Raw genomic sequence first — 15,907 nt, forward strand, 5'->3', positions numbered from 1 at the left:
CCTGACAGACCGACGCCTCGGGTCTGTGGGGCGGCGTATCCCTTGGCGTGGCCGGCTACGACCGCGTCGGCTCGAGCGCCGGCGCGTTCTTGGCGGCGACGGCGCTGACGCCACTTACGAAGCCGGAACGCAACACGGGAGACGTCGCGAGCCTCGTGGTGCCGCTCTTCTTGCGGGGAGGCGTGTCGATTCGGTGAGGGAACCACCACCTACGAGGCCTGCGTACGAACGAGGCCCGCTCGTACGGTCCGTCGATCAGGGGCGCGTCTTCGCGGCATCCAACCTGGCCTCCAACTCTTCCGTGAGGAAGTCGGCGAGCCAGAGGGTAAGGCCACCCTCATCGACACACTCGACCGTGAACGCGTTCTCGCCAAGCACGTTCACAATCGTGCCGAGGTCCCCCACACGCGGCTGCCGCACGACCGCCCCAGTACCGTCGACTGGCCGTGTGGAGGTCAGTAGCTGCGCAACGTAGACAACATCCAACTCACGGAACGACATGGTCCGCTCATGTCTCCGTCCGCGTCACCGTCGCCTGGAACGAGACCGCAAACACTCAGCGCCTCGGCGGTCACTCGCATCTGCCCCCAGGAGGCGCGTAGGTCCACCGCTTGAAGGAGTTCGAGCGACTTCGGGAGCTCGAAGACGTGGCTCAGCGTCTTCTTGAAGCTCCACGAAAGCTCGGTGCTCGCGAGGGCGTCGTTCACGCGCGCCGTGATCTCCCTGTCGACCACCGCCGGCAGGCCCGCTAGATCGGCGCTCTCTATCTTCACGTTGAAGGCGAGAATGTCTTCGCTGTCGCGCTTGGCGACGCTCGGCTCCAGCAAGACCGTGAGCGAGTGGAGCGCCACCGGCACCGAAATGCCCAGCACGGGCCAATGCAGCTTGGCTTTGCACGCCACGCGCAGCCCTCGCTCGGCCACGAGCGTCACGGAGCTTGCGTCAAAGAGGAGGAGATCCCCATCGTTGCCGAAGCGCAGCTTCACGGGCGTGAGCTGCGCCACGAGCGATACGAGATCTTCTTCCGAAAGAATGGCTTCGAGCCACATGGCGCCCTCCAGTCTGCGAGGCCGCACGTGTCGGCCGCGAGGCGCGAGCGTACTGGCAAGCCGGCTGTCTCTGCCAGGGCCGCGGCCGGTTGGCGTGACCTTGCTTCGATGTGCTGCCGTCAGTCGCGACCGACCTGCCCGGCGCGTCCCGTGTTACGCCCCGCAGATGGTTGCAACGGCGGACATGTTGGCGGAGGTGCCCATCTTTGCGTTGCTCGACGAGAGCGAGCGCGCGGCGCTCGCGGAGCGCGTCGAGGTCGAGCGTCACGCGGCCGGCGCCTTCGTCTTCCGCGCTGGAGATCCGGGCGATCGACTCTTCGTCGTTCGCTCCGGCAAGGTCGAACTCTTCTTTCAGAACGACACTGGTGATCGAATCGTCTTGGAGACGGCGGGCGTGGGCGACTTCTTCGGGGAGATGTCCTTGCTCGATGGCGGCCCGCGCATGGCCTCCGCGGAGGTGATCGAAGATCTGGATGCCGTGGTCGTCGATCGCGAAGACCTCGACGAGCTCTTCCGGATTCGCCCCGCCGCCGCCATGGACATGCTCACCGCGACGGGAAAGCGGCTCCGCGAAACGACCAAGCTTCTACGCCACACGGCCTCGCGAAACGTGAACCGCGAGGAGCACGACGCCCGAAGCTGGGTGATGATCGCGGCCGACGTCATCAGCGCCTTCACCGGCAGCCTGCCGTTCCTCTTCATCCACGTGGTGCTCTTCGCCCTCTGGATCGGGCTCAACGTGCGCCCGCTCTCGACGTCGCACATCGGCGGCTTTGATCCCTTCCCCTTCGGCTTGCTCACCATGGCCGTCTCGCTCGAGGCCATCATCCTGAGCGTCTTCGTCCTCCTCTCGCAGAATCGGCAGGCGGAGCGCGACCGCGTGCGCAACGACGTCGAGTACGAGGTGAATCTCAAGGCTGAGCTGGAGATCGCCCACCTTCACGTGACGGTCGATGACATGCACGGCGCCTTCGTCGCGCGCCTTGCGGCCATCGAGAAGCAGCTCGCGCGCAGCGCTGAGCGCCCTTGAGCGACAAGTTCGCGCTCCGCCTTGCCGCAACGGCGCGGGGCACCGTTCTCTACTTAAACGACGCCGCCCCGTCGCGAAGCGCATCCGGCTTGCCATCGTGCGGTCCCTGCGGTCGCGCGGGAGCGCCGTCCCACCAGTTGCTCCAGGGCATGTCGGCCTTCCGCTGCGGGTGCAGCGGATAGAAGATGCGGCTGTCGGGTTTTCGCGCCTCGCCGCCGACGAGCAGCGTCGCCTCGTGCGAGCCGTTGTTCAAGAACGTGTGGCAGATGCCGGTGCCAGCGGGAAACGCCGCGAGATCGCCCGCGCTCATTCGGTGGAGCTCGCCGTCGACCCAGGCGTCGATCTCGCCGTCGAGCACGTAGACGAACTCCTCCTCGTCCTCTTCGGCGTGCGGCCACGACACGCGCTGGCCGGGCGCTACGCGCTGAACATGAAGCCCAATGCGGAGGAGCCCGGCGGCGCGCCCAATCGCGCGAGCCGGAGCGAGCGGCTCGTCGCTGTTCGGGTACTTGCCGGATTTCTCGGGCACGTCGGCGCTGGAGAGGATGAACGGGGGGCGGTCCTTCGGGCTCGGCATGCCCTGCTCTCTACCGCATCTCGCGTCGCGCGTGGGGCTATCCGAGGGAGACAACGACGCGTGCGGTGGAGTAGGCCACACCGGGCGGTCCGTCGCATCGTGTCAACGCTCGCGGGCGTCGACGACTCACCTGCGTTGTCGGCGTGGCAATTTCAACAAGGCCTCGCCATCGCGAAGCAGACGCTCGCGCGTCTCGTTCGCGAGCTCTGGCTGAGTGGGGAACCTTCGCCGTACGACATCGAGCCAGAGCGGCAGGCCGCCTCGGGAGAACCAGTACTCCCGGAGATTCCCCACGACCGGACCCCAGACGAACTCGGGGCGAGGTGAGTAGAAGAGGTTCGGCTCGCCGCTTGGTGCGTACCACGCTTGCGAGGTGTCATGGAGCGCGCTGAGCTCGCGGCAAGTCGCCTCCGTCTCCGCCTCGGTCCGGAGAGCCGTGCATAGCTCGCCGACGAGCGCGAGCATCGCCTCCGACGGGGCCGATGCGCTCGTCTTCAACTCGCGGCACGCGAGCGGCATGAGATCGAGCGGAGCGCCCTCGGCCCTCGCGTCGTTTAGCGCGAACGTGTCGACGAGCAATCCGGCGAGCGACTGCGAGAACGGCGCGTAGGTGACGTCGGCCGCACCCAAGAGCTCGATGCACGCAGCCATCACCGAGAACCAGCGGTGGTGCACGGATTCGCCGGCGCACGAGTGCGCGAGCAGAAGGTTCTCGGTGATGTCGAACGAGTGGATGAGCGGCACGCCGTCACGTTGCTCTTCGAGGAGCGCTCCGACGCCACCGTCCAAGACGCGCCCGTAGGCCGCGACGTAGTCGCCGGTCCCCGGATCGCCCATGACGAGATTCCGGAGCTCGGCGCGCGGGATGCGCGATCGAGCGCGGTCGAGCACCGCGCTTACGGCTGGCAGTTTGGAGCCGGGGCGTAGCTTCACACGGAGACGCAGCATACTCGGGGCACCGCCGAGAGCGTGGTGACAAGACCCTCGGCCTCGAAGGCGCCCCCGCAAGGCACCCGTGGACGTGCTCCCCCTCACGCCCTAGAGAAGGTCCGCATGCTCGAACCGCTCACCGATGACGTTTGGACCGCCGCGAGTCCGCTTCGCTTCTTCGGACTCGAGGTCGGCACCCGCATGACCGTGGTGCGCCTCCCGAGCGGCGGCCTCTTCGTGCATTCGCCCATCGCGCTCGACGCCGACGTGCGCGAGGCCGTCGACGCGCTCGGGCCCGTGACCGCCATCGTCGCGCCCTGCCTGTTTCACCATCGGTTCGTAGGCGAGTGGGCGCAGGCTTACCCCGCCGCCTCCGTCTCGGCGTGTCCCGGTCTCGACGCGAAGCGCAAAGACGTCGCGTGGAGTCGTGTCCTTCGCGACGAGCCCGCGGACGAGTGGAAGGGCTCGCTCGAACAGACCTTCTTCGGCGGGCTCCCCGTGTCCAACGAGGTGGTCTTCTTTCACCGGAAGTCCAAGACGCTCATTTCGAGCGACCTCATCTTCAACCTCGCTTCGCACGGCTCCGGCGTCACGCGTGCGGTGGCGTTCATGCTCGGCCACAGAAAGCCAAGCCCCACCCTGATCGAGCGCATGCTGGTGAAAGATCGCGCCGCCGCCCGACAACAGATCGACCGCATGGTCGCGTGGGGCGCGGAGCGCCTCGTCTTCGCGCATGGAGAGCTCGTCCTGGAAGACGGAACGAGCGTGCTCCGAGAGGGCTACCTCTGGCTCTAGTGCACCGCCGTGCCTCGTCAACGTCTCGTGGTCGTCGTCAGAGCCACCGCCGTCGGCGGAAGAGCACCGCCACCAGGGCGCCGAGGCTGGCCGACACAAGAGACACGACGAGGAAGGCGTGTGGTGACCGAGCGAAAGGGAGCTCTACGTTCATTCCGTAGAGGCTCGCGATGGTCATGGGGATCGTGAGGATGACCGTGAACGCCGTGAGCGCCTTCATGACGACGTTGAGGTTGTTGGAGATAATCGAGGCGAAGGCATCCATCATTTCCGACAAGACGTTCCGGCCGATGTCGGCCGTGTCCCGCGCCTGGCGAAACTCGATGAGCGCGTCCTCAAGGAGAGCCTCGTCTTCGTGCACGGCGGGAACCTTGACGAGGCGCTCCAGCACGCCGCTCGAGGCTTCGAGCACGTCGGCGAAGTAGACATAGGACTTCTGATAGCGGAGCAACTGGGCCACCTCGCGGTTGCCGAGTGAACGCTCGAGGCGATCCTCGGTGGCGTCGACGAGCCGGTCGAGCTCCGCGAGGGCCTTTAGGAACGCCTCTGCGACGGCCTCGAGGCTCTCGAGGACGATCCGGTGCGGGTGTCCTGCAAGCGACTCCGCGGTGGCGATAGCCGCCAGTCGCTGGGCGAGGGGAGAGTCGTCGAGCAGGACGGTCAGGCCCCGTCGGGCCTCGAACAGAAACGAGATGGGGGTCGTGCTGAAGGGGATGTCTCCCGTTTGGGCGAGTGGCCCGCGGACGACGAGGAACGTGCGTTCGCCAGAGAGAATTCGAAGCCGGGGCCGCTCGGCTCGATCGAAGGCGTGCGCGAGCGAATCGGCGTCGTAGCCGAGATCGTCGCGGAGGCGTTGCGTTTCGGTGGCCGTCGGCGCAATTGCCGTCACCCAGAAAGGCGCATCGGCGGGCCCGTGAAGCACGATCGTCACGCACGACCTTTAGCGCACTTCTGCTCCGACCGGCTTCCGGAAGGCGTCGATGCACGCCCGCGAGGCCGCCGATATCACCAGGCCTCAATAGCAAGCGCCGCACAAAGGAGAGCGAAGAGGGCGACGGAGACCCAAGCGAAGGCGCGTGTTCGAAGGCGGCGGCGCTCTAGCTGTCGGACGGCCTCGTTGACGTCGGCTACCGAGAAGCTCATGCCACGCGTCGTTGACGCCTCCGCGAGTGGCTCTCGCCTAGCAGGGAGCCGACGCTCGAAGGGGCGCCGCTCGGTGATCCGGACGGGGCGGTAGCGGAAGACAGCGCCCTCGACCTCACGGGTCCAAGCGCCGCGACGAGAGAGGAGGGCCGAACCCGCGGGGGGCCTGGTCATCAACGGAAGGACGGCTGCCTTCTTGTCCACGCCCAATTCGAAGCAGGCATCATGCCGAGGGCCTCGATGGGGAAATCCAGAGGTTCGAGCTAGCGCGTGGGGCGTCTTCTGGAGCCAGCGAGGCCCACGCTCCACACGTTTGCGGCCCATCGTCCGCACCGTCGCGCGGCGGGCCCCGACAAGTCCCTCGCGAAGTCGCGGAGATCGTCAGCGTTCTCCTCGGGAACGGCGACGGGCGACTCGACGTCGTCGAGCGGCTCAGCGCCGGTCGCGAGCGTCAACACAGGCAGCTTGCTCTGACGCGAAGTCCCCAGCCGAAGCTGCGCTCTTCCTCACTTCCCCTTAGGCAAGCGCTCCGGCATCGGCGCGGGCGGAAGCGCTCCTAGCGGCTCGGGCCCACTCACGCCCGAGAGCGCTGGGCCCTCGTGGGCGGCCGCGCTTCCCATCGCGCTCGCGCCGCCAGCGGCGCTCGTCTTCGCTTGCGCGTTGCTCGGCGTCGCCACCGTCTCGGAGGCATACACGACGACCTTGTCGCCCTCTTTGAGCGTCTCTCCGCGGCCGCGTCGGTTGATCCGCTCCATCGACGCCACCGAGAGGCCGTACTTCTTGCCCATCGACTCGAGCGTGTCGCCCGCACGCGCGAGGAGCACGAGCCGCTTTCGCCCCTTCAGGCTCTCGAAGTGAGCGAAGAACTCGTCCGACCCCACGACCAGCGGTCTCACGTCGCCTTCAGCCAGCGAGACCACCTTGGAGAGGTCGGCCCCTTCTGGCACGAACACCTGGAGCGTCATGCCTTCGTGCAGGCGCCCCTGCGGATCGAGCGTGTTCCACCGCCGGATGTCATCGACCGAGACGCTGAACGCTGCCGCCACGTCGCGAAGGCTGTCGCCGGGCGTCACGCGGTAGAACACGCGCTTGCGATCGGGGTACACAAACACGTCCGCCGGCACGACCACCGGCGGCTTGTTCGAGTCTTCTCCGCTCGAGGTCGTCGCGCTCGCCGTCGCCTTCTCGGCGCGCGGCACCAAAAGGACGGTCCCGCCGCGAAGGACCTCACCGGGCGCGATAGCGTTCAGCTCGCTGAGCCGCGCCGTCGTGGTTCCGCGCGCCGTCGCGATGGCGTCCAGCGCCTCGCCGAAGCGCACCACGTACCGCTCGAGCGGCGTCTCCTCGCGCTTCTGCTTCTGCAGGTTCGCGAGCACGTTCTGCGCCTTGCCCGCCGGCACCTTCACCGGGAAGGTCGTGGTCTTCGCGTCGTCTTCGCCTAACGGCGGCGCGCGGCCCGCGCGAAGCTCCGGATTCAGGACCTCCAGATCTTTCACCGTCACGTTCGCGGCCTTCGCGATGGCGGTGAGCGGCGTGCCCGGCGCCACGAACACGTCCTCCACGTCAGGCGCTGACTCCATCGTGAGATCGCCGTAGCCAAAACGCTGGGGATTGCGCGCCACGATGGCGGCGGCGAGGATCTTTGGGACGTAGAGCGTCGTCTCCCAGGGGAGCGCGCCCTCAAGCTGCGACAGGTTCCAATAGTCGTTGCTGTTGTACTTGCGCACGACCACCAGGAGACCGCCGTAGCCCATGTTGTAGGCCGCCATCGCGAGCTCCCAGCTACCGAAGCGCTTATGCAAGTCCGCGAGGAACTCGGCGGCCGCTTCTGTTGCAGACTGCACGCTCATGCGCCGATCGAGCCAGCGATCGCTCGAGAGCCCGTATTGCCTCCCGGTGTCCGCCATGAACTGCCACAGCCCAACGGCCCCCGCCGGCGAGCGGATCGTCGGATCGAAGCCGCTCTCGATCATCGAGAGCCACATCAAGTCCTCCGGAACGCCCTTCTTTCGCAGCGTCTTGCGCAACGTCTCGGCGTAGCGTCCCGAGCGACGCAGCCACAGCGACATGGTCGCGCGACCGCGCGGATCGTCCCGAAAGAACTCGAGGTAGCGCACGAGGCGCGGCTCCCACCGTATGGGCAGCTCCGGCAAGACGAGCCCCGTCAGGAACGACAGATCCTTCGTTCCCTCGGCCGCTGCCGGTGCGAGGCGCGATGACGTAGCGGGCAACCCCGTCGCAAAGACACGCGGCCCGGCCTCTTCCGTGCGGCCTGCGGAGGAGGGAAGCGCCGCGAACACGTCCGTCGTCGGTTGCGCCGAGGGGAACAGCTCGCGCTCCACCTCGCGCAGCGTCGCGAGCTCGGGGCTCTCGGCGCCGGAGACGGCGTCTTCCGCCGTTGCGCCGCCCGCCACTTGGCGCCTCGCGGCGGCGTCGGGCACCCGCGTTCCGCGCGCGACGCGCGCCGGGGCCTTCGAAGACGCTGCCTTCTTGGTCACGCCCTTCGCCGGCGCGGCCGGCTTCGGCGCGGGCTTCTGCGCGACCTTCGCCTCTGCCGGCTTGGCGGGCGCCGGTGGCGTCACGGCCTTCTCCGCTTTCGCGTCGGGCTTCGCCTCGTTCTTCGCTTCAGGCGTCTTGGCGTCGTCTCCCTTGGGCTCCTTCGCCGGGTCGCTCTTCGGTGCTGCCGACGCTTGCGCCTTCGGCGGCGTCGCAACAGGCAACGCGCGCGTCGCCGCAGGAGCCGGACTGGCTACTGCACCCGCGCCGGCGTCAGCCGCCGTTGCGGAGAGCGGCGCGAAGAGAAGCGCAATCGTGAGAAGCGACGTCCTTCCACGGCCCATCGGACGTTTTTTGCATTGCGGCCCATGCGCGTCAAAATTTCCGCGCGGCGGCTGTTATCGACGAATCCGGAGCGTCGTTTCCGGCTCTGCCTGCCGCTTCGAAGGCGCGTGCGCCCCTGGAGCGTCCACCATCTTGAACTCCGGCGCCGCCGCGGGCTCGGCTCGTGGTCCGAGGTCGAGGTCGAGGTCGAGGTCGAGGTCGAGGTCGCGACGGCCGCCGCCGCCCCCGCAGTCGGCTCCCCCGTCTCCGGATCAAAAGCCGGCGGAGGCAGCTTGGCCAGATCGAAGCCTGGCGCGACCTTGAAGATCTCAAACGTCGGCGGATAAAAGTCCTTTGACATCTCGACACGCCGCTCGCCGTTGGCGAACACGATCTCACGCGTGCGCTTGACGCGGAAGCCGCGGATGCCGTGTTGCTTCACAACGATGCGATCGCGCGGCACGGCCGGATCTTCTTCGACCTTCCGCGCGTACGGGAGCGTCTCGGTGATCTCGCGCCCGAAGACCACGTGCCCCGGCTTCTTCGGCCCGAGCACCTCGAAGCGGACCTTGTTTCCCTCTACGGCCGTGTGGATCGCCACGGGGAACGCGTGCGGGTTTCGCATCTTCATGTCGACGACGGGGTAGACCACCGTCGCGTCGAGCCCTAGCGGGATGTACGCGCTCGGCCTCGAGTGCGGCAGCCGCTCCAGGATCTCGATGCCGGCGAAGACCGCGGCGGCGTGGAAGGTGGAGGCCACCTGGCACGTGCCGCCGCCGACGCCTTCTTTCATCTCGCCCTTGAAGATCTCCCAAGCCTTCTCGAAGCCGTTCTCCTCGGAGCGATCGCCGACGACTTGGTTGAAGCTCACGAGCTCGCCGGGCGCGAGGATGAGCCCGTCGAGCTTGGCGGCCGCCACCTCGATGTTCTTCGCGCGGCGCGCTTGGTCGCCTCTCCGCGAGAAATACGTCTCAAACTGCCCGAGCGTCTGGGACACGTCGAGCGCCTTCACGAAGGCCGTCGACATGCGCGGCGGAAAGGCTTGGCTCGCGAGCACGAGGCGCGGGTCAGGCGACTCGCCTCGGCTCAGCGCGCCGGCGAAGCGGGCGACCTCATCGGCGGCGCGGTGAGCGTCGAGGTAGCGCCCCATGCGCTCGGGCACGACCGTGCGCTTCGCCAGATCGAGGCGCGCAGAGACCGGGTCGGCGTCTTCCGCTTCCTTGAGCTCGGCCAAGAGCGACGTGGTCTTCTCGCGATCGAAGCTGAGCGCCAGGGGAACGTCGATGGCGCCTTGCCGTGCGGCGCGCGCGGTCTCGAGGCGCTCGGCCACGTCGCCGGTGGTGGCGCTCTCGACCCACCGCTTGGTGCGCTCGCGATCGACGCCCACGCCGAGGCTCTCGAGCGTCGCCGTCGCGAGGACGCGCGGCTCGCCTCCCTCTTTCGGCAAGGCGAGCGTCACCTGGCGCGAGAGCAGCTCCGTCGCGCGTCTGGCGATGACGGCGTCGACGTTGCCGGCGCCGGCGATGACTTCGCCGGCGACCTTCAGGCCCTCGGGGAGGGTCCCCTCCTTGGGCCACGCCTTGGGCCACGGGCTGGTCCACGCCAGGGCCGCGGCGGCCACGAAGAGCCCCGCGACGACCACTCCCGATGCAGCGAGCTTCTTCCGCACCGAACCTCCAGCCAAGAAACGCGGATCGCAGTATCTCCCATTCCCGGTCGGCTTTGGAGATTCGTGACAATCGGAGGCCCGCCGCCCGGCGCCGATGTGTGCCGCCCGAAAACACCGTTCGCAAGGCCTTCAGCTTTGATACGACGGTGGTGCGCCGATGAAGACGTGCCCCGAATGCAAGCTCGCGTTCCCGCGAGGACGCAGCACCTGCGCCCGGTGCGGAGCGTCGCTCGAGGAGGCGAAGGACCCGCGCATCGGCACCACGCTCGCCGGCCGCTACATCCTCGAAGAGGTCATCGGGCAGGGCGGCATGGCGACCGTCTATCGGGCTCGGCACGCCCTTGTGGACCGAACGTCGGCCATCAAGGTCGTCAGTCCCTTGCTCGCGCGTGACGTGACGGTGCGCGAGCGCTTTCGTCGTGAAGCGAAGAGCGTTCAGAAGATCGCGCACCCGAACGTCGTCGACGTGCAAGACCAAGGCGTCACGGAAGACGGCACCTCGTACATCGTCATGGAGTTCCTCGACGGGAGCGCCCTGGCGAGCATCATTGGGACCGAACCCCTCCGCTGCCGCGCGCCGTGGGCCTCATGATTCAGCTGGCCTGCGGCATCGCGCGCGCTCACGACCTCGACGTCGTGCACCGCGACTTGAAGCCCGAGAACGTCGTCATCACGCAGCGTGAGGACGGCACCGATCTCTTGAAGGTCCTCGACTTCGGCATCGCCCGCTCGCTCCACGATCCGCGCCTGACGGAGCAGGGCGAGCTCTTCGGGACGCCGCAATACATGGCGCCCGAGCGCATCGCCAACGCGGACTCGGGCCCTTCGACCGACCTCTACGCGCTCGGCGTCATGTTCTACGAGATGGTCACCGGCCAGCTCCCCTTTGATGCGTCGGACATCACGACCTTCTTCGTGAAGCACCTGAAGGATCCGCCGCCGGACCCGCGCAAGAAGAACGACAAGGTCCCCGCAAAGCTCGCCGAGCTGATCCTCACGCTCTTGGCGAAAGATCCCAAGGCGCGGCCCGTCGACGCGCATCGCGTGCACAACGATCTCATCGCCATCGCGAAGGACGCGGGCTTTCCCATCCCGCCGGACCCGACCGCCGATCCGGCGAGCTCGCGGCGCGTCGTCACGTCGCGGATGCCTGAAGCCGCGCGCCGCTGGCGTCGTCGCCTCCGCACCATCGAGCAGATCGTCGACCAATACCCCGACGGCCTCGAGGGTGGGTACGAACGCCTCGGCATCCTGCGCGGCAAGATCGCGCGGCTCGCCGAGTTCGATGATTTGCGCGTCGAGATTCAAGGTCGCGTCGAGGCCATCGCGGCCATGGGACACGAATCACGGCAGCGTTACGGTCACGCCGTCGACGCGCTCGGTCTCGACGTCTCCCGCGCGCGCGACGACGAGCGCGCTGCCAAAGATGCGCTCGAGTCACTCAAGGCTGCGACGTCGGGCGTTCGCGCCGCGTACCTCGTGGCTCACAAGGAGGTCTCCTTCTGGGAAGGGCGCTCCGGCTTCACCGAGCCCTACACGGATCTCGTCTTGGCCTACCGTGCGGCGGCCTCGGCGATGGAGGCGTGGGTCACGTCCCGCGAGAGCGAAAAGAAGCTGCAACGCGAAGCGGAGATGAAGTCGCGGGCCGTGACCGATCTCGAGTTTCAGGTGCAGGAGCTGAGGACGGCGTTCGCGTCTCACGAGCGGGCCCACGAAGCGCAGGAAGACATCTTGGCTCGGGAGCTTGAGAAGGCCGGCAAGGACTCGGAGGCCATCGAGCGCGAGTTGGGCGATCTCGCCGAGGCCCTCACAGCCCCTATGCGGGGTCGCGCCGACGTGGCGCCGATGTTTCGCGAGCTCGATATGTCGTTGTAAACGCGAGGATTTGCTGGCGTTGGGCGCGCCATGTAGGTGATCGTGCGGCCCATTTTTCCAATTGTTTGATCGGTTTTCGTCACCTGGGCCCACGATAGGTAGGCCCCGATGCGCGAGTCGCCCGCCAACCCGTTCCGCGTCGTGCCCCACCCGGCCCGTGAACACGGCGACCCGCCCATCGAGAGCGCCGACAAGGTCCTCGCTCGAGCCGCCGCCGGCGGCGACGTCGTGGCGACGCGGCGCCTCCTCGAGCGCGTCGCGCCGCGCATGCTTCGTGCCGTTCGCGCCGTGCTCGGGCCCGCGCACGCCGACGTCGACGACGTCTTGCAACAAGCCCTCATCGGTCTCGTGCAAGCTCTCCCGAGCTACCGCGGCGAGTGCGAGCCTGTTCACTTCGGAGCGCGCATCGCGGTTCGTGCCGCCATGGCCGCGCGCAAGCGTGCACGCGCCGCTTGGGCTCGCCACGACGACGGCGCTGACGCCGAAGCGGTCGTCGATCTCGCGCCCCGTCCCGACGACGACGCCCGCGAGGCGCGCCGTCGCGCCGTTGTTCGTGGTCTCCTCGAACAGATCTCCGAAGAGCAAGCCGAGACGATGGCGCTTCGGTTCATGCTCGGTTGGTCCCTCGAAGACGTCGCGCAAGCGACGGGCGCCCCGCTCAACACGGTTCGCAGTCGCCTGCGGCTGGCGAAGGAAGCCCTGAAGAAGCGCATCGACGCCGATGCCGCGCTCCGCGAAGAGCTGGAGGTGGACCCGTGAGCGTCGCCGACCTCCACCCGGAAGATCTCCTCGATCGCGAGGTGCTCGGCGTCCTCACGGCGTCGGAGCGCGCGCTCCTCGACGCGCACCTCGTGCAGTGCTCCGCGTGCCGCTTTGAGCGGCGCGTGCGCGTCGACTTCAACGCCGAGCTCGGCGCCGATCCGAGCCACGACGGCTCGCTCGTGCGCCTCGCCATCGAGCGGGCCGCGCAAGTGCCGATGGTGGCGGCTCCGCTGCCGGAGCCGACGGCTGAAGCGTCCGCCGAAGCGGCGCGCCTGCCCGCGGCCGCGCCCGCGCGTCGCACCGGGCGAACGCCGCGTCGCGCCGCGTCCCTCGTCCTTGTCGCCGCGACATTCCTGCTCGCGACCGCGTCGTTCGCCGCGGCGGGAGGCTCGTTCACGTCGATCCTAAGGCAGGCGGGGCTCCTCTCTCAGCCTGAGGTCGAGGCGCCGCCTCCCGCGAAGACGGCGGCCTCGCCGAGCCCCGTGGCCCGTAAGGTGCCGGTCGTTCGCGAGCGATCGGCGCAGGGCGACGAGGTCGTGACCGAGAACGAGCCGCCGCGCGAGTCGGTCCCCGAGCCGGTCCTTCCGCCCGTCGCCGAGAGCCCCGTCGCGACCGCCGTGGCGCTCGTGTCGAGCGCGGCCCCGCGCGTGGTTGCGGCTCCCAGCGCGAATGGCCCCCGCCGAGCGCCCTCAAACGAAACGCACGCCGCTCTGAGCGAACCGGTGAAGGTTACCTCGTCCGTTGCGACGCCCGCGCCCGCGGTCGATGCGGCGGCGATGTTTCAGGAGGCGTCGGTCGCCCGTCGACGCGGCGAGCACGCGAGGGCGGCGACGCTCTACCGCGAGCTCGGCGAGCGATTCCCGTCGGCGCCGGAGGCGGCGACAGCGCAAGTGACGTTCGCGCGCATGTTGCTCGACGATGGTGACCCCGCCGCGGCCGTGCCGCTCTTCGATCGATACCTCGCGCGCGGCAAGACGACGCTGCGCGAAGAGGCGCTTGTCGGCCGGGCGCGCGCGCTTTCGCAGCTCGGACGGACCGACGGCGAACGGGCCGCCTGGGAGCTACTCAAGGCCGAGTTTCCCGGCTCGCTCCACGTGCATCGGGCCGATGCGCGCCTCCTTGAGCTGGGCTCGCGTTGAAGCCGTCGGCGTTCGCGAACGTCGTCACCGAAGGGCGATGGCCGCGTCGTCTCGGGGGAGTCCTTCTGGCAACAGGCTTGGCGACGACCGCGCTACTTTGCGCGCCTCGGGCTGGAGCCGCCGGCGCTGCGGAAGCCGGGCAACCCGCTCCGCGCTCGCGTGTCGTGTTACGAATCGCAGGCGACGACGGAGAGAGCCTCTCGTTCGAAGCGTCCTTGCGTGAGCTGTGCCAACGCTTGTCGCTGTCGCTCGAGACGACCCACGTCGTGCCGGCAGATCTGGACCGCGAGCCGCCCGCCTTTGGGTCCGATGTGCTCGCCATCGCGCGCGTCGATTTGTCGGGCGCGACCATGACGCTCGCCGATCCAAAACGAAAGGGGCTCCTCACGCGCCGCGAGGTGGCGCGGAGCAAGCCTCCCGCCGTCGTCCTCGAAGAGCTCGCGCTCGTCGTTCACGCGGGCCTCGAAGAGCTGGCGCAAGCGGAGCGGGAGAGGCCGCCGGCAGCGCCACCACCAGCACCGCCGCCCGCACCGCCATCGCCTGCACCAAAGGAGAGTGCGCCACCGTTCGCGGCGGACGCCCCGCGCGAGGGCGCTGGCATCGGCGTCGACATCGGGCCGTTCGTGCTCGGCCGCTCTCTCGGCGGCGGCTCTGGCGTGGCCGTCGGCGGAGGCGCCATGTTCGGCGTCGCGCCTTCTCGCTCCCGCCGCGCGTGGCCTGAGCTTTGGCTCATCGGCGCGTATCACGCGCCCGTCGACGTATCCGGCGAGTTCGTCGCGACCGAGCTCCGCGCGGCGACGGGGCGCGTGGCGGCGACCTGGACCATCGCAGCCAGCAAGGGCTTTCGCTTCGACCTTGGCCCTACGGGCGGCGTGGAAGTCGATTTCGTCGAGACCCGGTCGACGTCGCTCCCGTCGTCGCGCCTTCGCGAACCCGCGGGGGAGGCCTCTGGAACCGTTGGCGCACTAGCCCTGCTGCGCTTCGCTATCGCGCGCGGTGCCGACATGTTCGTGGCGGCCGGCGCCGACGTGGATCTCGCGCCGCGGCGGTACGTCGTGCGGCGCGGTCCCTCAAGCGAGACGGCCTTCGACCCGTGGCCCGTTCGTCCGTCGCTCACGTTCGGGTTCACGCTCGCGCTCGCCGGGGCCCCGCCCTTCGAAGCCCCGCAGGGAGCGCCATGAGCGCGACCTTTGGAGCGCGCGGCGCCTGGGGCCTGTTTGGCGGAGTTGTCCTCGCGGCCTGCGCTCCCCAAGACATTGTCGTGGCCGAGCTGCCGGCCACCGACGCCGGCGGGGCGGACCCCTGCGCCACGAATGACGATTGCCCCACCGGCGCCTTCTGCGCCAAAGCCGGTTGCGGCGCTGCCGCCGGGCGCTGCGAGCGCGCGCCGCTCTTCTGCGATGAGGTCTTTGTTCCTTCGTGCGGCTGCGACGGCGTGACGTATTGGAACGATTGCCTGCGGCTCCAAGCGAGCGTCGATCGACGCGGTGTCGGCGAGTGCATCGAGCAGGCCGCGTCCTGCGGCGGCCGCGAGCAGCGCTCCTGCCCAACGGCGGGGGCGTCGTGCGCGCGTGTGGTCCAAGAGCCAGCGCCCTGCCGGCCCATCGAAGCGCCGGGGACGTGCTGGAAGCTTCCTGTGACGTGTCCCACGCAAGCGCCGGCGATGCCGCCGATCTTTGAGGCGTGCGCTCTCCCCGGTGTGCCCGCGCCCGAGCCTTGCGCCGATGCGTGCAACGCGATCCGCAGCGAGCGGCCCTTCCGGGCGTCTCGCGCCTGCCGTCGCTGAACGAACGCCGCCGATCGCGCGTGAGGCCCGCCGTTGCCCGCGGCGTGGCCCCTTTTTGTCGGGAATCCGAGGCGGGAGGCCTGCGAGAAAAAAAAGATCGCGACGGAGTGATCGGTTGCCAGCTCGTCGCGACACCTAGGCTCCAGAACGTTGCGTCGCCCATCGCGGCGTCGCCGTTGCCTTGCCCCTCGCCCACGCCCCACGCCCCACGCTTCCAGCCAGACACGCGTGAGGGCTCCGAGTCGATGCCAACGCCGCGCGGACGTCCGCCGGGCGGCGCATCGAACAGTCTCGCGTTGCCCGGCGCTTCATCCACCACTCACACACGCTTC

Annotated in this window: 17 protein-coding genes; 9 read left to right on the top strand and 8 right to left on the bottom strand. The window is 68.7% G+C overall.

The genetic code is table 11. From position 1 onward, the window contains the following. The first annotated feature begins 47 nt into the window (after positions 1-47). A complete protein-coding gene (locus tag IPG50_32635; protein ID MBK6696895.1) occupies positions 48-197 on the top strand; it encodes a hypothetical protein in 150 nt (49 codons plus the stop codon). A gap of 58 nt (positions 198-255) precedes the next feature. Here IPG50_32635 and IPG50_32640 read toward each other — a convergent pair whose 3' ends face one another. Next, positions 256-420, bottom strand: coding sequence for a hypothetical protein (locus tag IPG50_32640; protein MBK6696896.1), 165 nt, complete (start codon positions 418-420; stop codon positions 256-258). Positions 421-455: 35 nt separating this feature from the next. Then, positions 456-1,049: a hypothetical protein gene (locus IPG50_32645; protein MBK6696897.1), complete on the bottom strand. Its 594-nt coding sequence runs from the start codon at positions 1,047-1,049 to the stop codon at positions 456-458. Between the two features lie 166 nt (positions 1,050-1,215). Here IPG50_32645 and IPG50_32650 point away from each other — a divergent pair, with 166 nt between their 5' ends. Continuing rightward, positions 1,216-2,079, top strand: coding sequence for a DUF1003 domain-containing protein (locus IPG50_32650; GenBank protein ID MBK6696898.1), 864 nt, complete (start codon positions 1,216-1,218; stop codon positions 2,077-2,079). A 49-nt stretch (positions 2,080-2,128) separates the two neighbouring features. On the opposite strand, the gene IPG50_32655 is transcribed toward IPG50_32650, so the two are convergent. Both IPG50_32655 and IPG50_32660 read right to left on the bottom strand, forming a co-directional pair. Then, positions 2,129-2,656: a cupin domain-containing protein gene (locus IPG50_32655; GenBank protein ID MBK6696899.1), complete on the bottom strand. Its 528-nt coding sequence runs from the start codon at positions 2,654-2,656 to the stop codon at positions 2,129-2,131. A 126-nt stretch (positions 2,657-2,782) separates the two neighbouring features. After that, the gene (locus tag IPG50_32660) at positions 2,783-3,589 is read right to left on the bottom strand and encodes a hypothetical protein (GenBank protein ID MBK6696900.1); all 807 of its coding nucleotides are present in this window, start codon (positions 3,587-3,589) and stop codon (positions 2,783-2,785) included. Positions 3,590-3,709: 120 nt separating this feature from the next. On the opposite strand from IPG50_32660, the gene IPG50_32665 reads away from it, so the two are divergent. Further along, positions 3,710-4,381, top strand: a complete 672-nt coding sequence (locus tag IPG50_32665; GenBank protein ID MBK6696901.1) for a DUF4336 domain-containing protein — start codon at positions 3,710-3,712, stop codon at positions 4,379-4,381. A 37-nt stretch (positions 4,382-4,418) separates the two neighbouring features. On the opposite strand, the gene IPG50_32670 is transcribed toward IPG50_32665, so the two are convergent. From IPG50_32670 to IPG50_32685, 4 genes are all read right to left on the bottom strand, one after another. Further along, positions 4,419-5,312 (bottom strand): magnesium transporter CorA family protein, encoded by an 894-nt coding sequence (locus IPG50_32670; protein MBK6696902.1) that lies wholly within the window; start codon positions 5,310-5,312, stop codon positions 4,419-4,421. A gap of 475 nt (positions 5,313-5,787) precedes the next feature. Continuing rightward, the gene (locus IPG50_32675) at positions 5,788-5,982 is read right to left on the bottom strand and encodes a hypothetical protein (GenBank protein MBK6696903.1); all 195 of its coding nucleotides are present in this window, start codon (positions 5,980-5,982) and stop codon (positions 5,788-5,790) included. A 48-nt stretch (positions 5,983-6,030) separates the two neighbouring features. Next, positions 6,031-8,244 (bottom strand): LysM peptidoglycan-binding domain-containing protein, encoded by a 2,214-nt coding sequence (locus IPG50_32680; GenBank protein ID MBK6696904.1) that lies wholly within the window; start codon positions 8,242-8,244, stop codon positions 6,031-6,033. A 29-nt stretch (positions 8,245-8,273) separates the two neighbouring features. After that, positions 8,274-10,013 carry a VanW family protein gene (locus IPG50_32685; GenBank protein ID MBK6696905.1) on the bottom strand — a complete coding sequence of 580 codons (1,740 nt, stop codon included), beginning with the start codon at positions 10,011-10,013 and terminating at the stop codon, positions 8,274-8,276. Between the two features lie 157 nt (positions 10,014-10,170). Between IPG50_32685 and IPG50_32690 the strand changes: the two genes are divergently transcribed. From IPG50_32690 to IPG50_32715, 6 genes are all read left to right on the top strand, one after another. Further along, complete coding sequence (locus IPG50_32690) at positions 10,171-10,605, top strand: protein kinase (GenBank protein ID MBK6696906.1); 435 nt, start codon at positions 10,171-10,173, stop codon at positions 10,603-10,605. Further along, a complete protein-coding gene (locus tag IPG50_32695) occupies positions 10,602-11,888 on the top strand; it encodes a serine/threonine protein kinase (GenBank protein MBK6696907.1) in 1,287 nt (428 codons plus the stop codon). Before IPG50_32690 ends, IPG50_32695 begins: the two co-directional genes overlap by 4 nt. Before the next feature lie 108 nt (positions 11,889-11,996). Then, on the top strand, positions 11,997-12,647 hold the full coding sequence (locus IPG50_32700) for an RNA polymerase sigma factor (GenBank protein ID MBK6696908.1): 651 nt from the start codon (positions 11,997-11,999) through the stop codon (positions 12,645-12,647). Further along, entirely contained in the window at positions 12,644-13,789 is a 1,146-nt protein-coding gene (locus IPG50_32705; GenBank protein MBK6696909.1) for a tetratricopeptide repeat protein, read from the top strand. Before IPG50_32700 ends, IPG50_32705 begins: the two co-directional genes overlap by 4 nt. Before the next feature lie 164 nt (positions 13,790-13,953). After that, on the top strand, positions 13,954-14,970 hold the full coding sequence (locus IPG50_32710) for a hypothetical protein (GenBank protein MBK6696910.1): 1,017 nt from the start codon (positions 13,954-13,956) through the stop codon (positions 14,968-14,970). Continuing rightward, the gene (locus IPG50_32715; protein MBK6696911.1) at positions 14,967-15,575 is read left to right on the top strand and encodes a hypothetical protein; all 609 of its coding nucleotides are present in this window, start codon (positions 14,967-14,969) and stop codon (positions 15,573-15,575) included. The genes IPG50_32710 and IPG50_32715 overlap by 4 nt, the downstream gene beginning before the upstream one ends. Positions 15,576-15,907 lie beyond the last annotated feature (332 nt).

The organism is Myxococcales bacterium (assembly GCA_016703425.1).
GTDB lineage: Bacteria > Myxococcota_A > Polyangia > Polyangiales > Polyangiaceae > JADJCA01.

Coding starts and splice junctions, on each gene's coding strand:
- IPG50_32645 (MBK6696897.1), bottom strand. CDS start 1,049: ATGTGGCTCGAAGCCATTCTTTCGGAAGAAGATCTCGTATCGCTCGTG.
- IPG50_32650 (MBK6696898.1), top strand. CDS start 1,216: ATGGTTGCAACGGCGGACATGTTGGCGGAGGTGCCCATCTTTGCGTTG.
- IPG50_32655 (MBK6696899.1), bottom strand. CDS start 2,656: ATGCCGAGCCCGAAGGACCGCCCCCCGTTCATCCTCTCCAGCGCCGAC.
- IPG50_32665 (MBK6696901.1), top strand. CDS start 3,710: ATGCTCGAACCGCTCACCGATGACGTTTGGACCGCCGCGAGTCCGCTT.
- IPG50_32690 (MBK6696906.1), top strand. CDS start 10,171: ATGAAGACGTGCCCCGAATGCAAGCTCGCGTTCCCGCGAGGACGCAGC.
- IPG50_32695 (MBK6696907.1), top strand. CDS start 10,602: ATGATTCAGCTGGCCTGCGGCATCGCGCGCGCTCACGACCTCGACGTC.
- IPG50_32700 (MBK6696908.1), top strand. CDS start 11,997: ATGCGCGAGTCGCCCGCCAACCCGTTCCGCGTCGTGCCCCACCCGGCC.
- IPG50_32715 (MBK6696911.1), top strand. CDS start 14,967: ATGAGCGCGACCTTTGGAGCGCGCGGCGCCTGGGGCCTGTTTGGCGGA.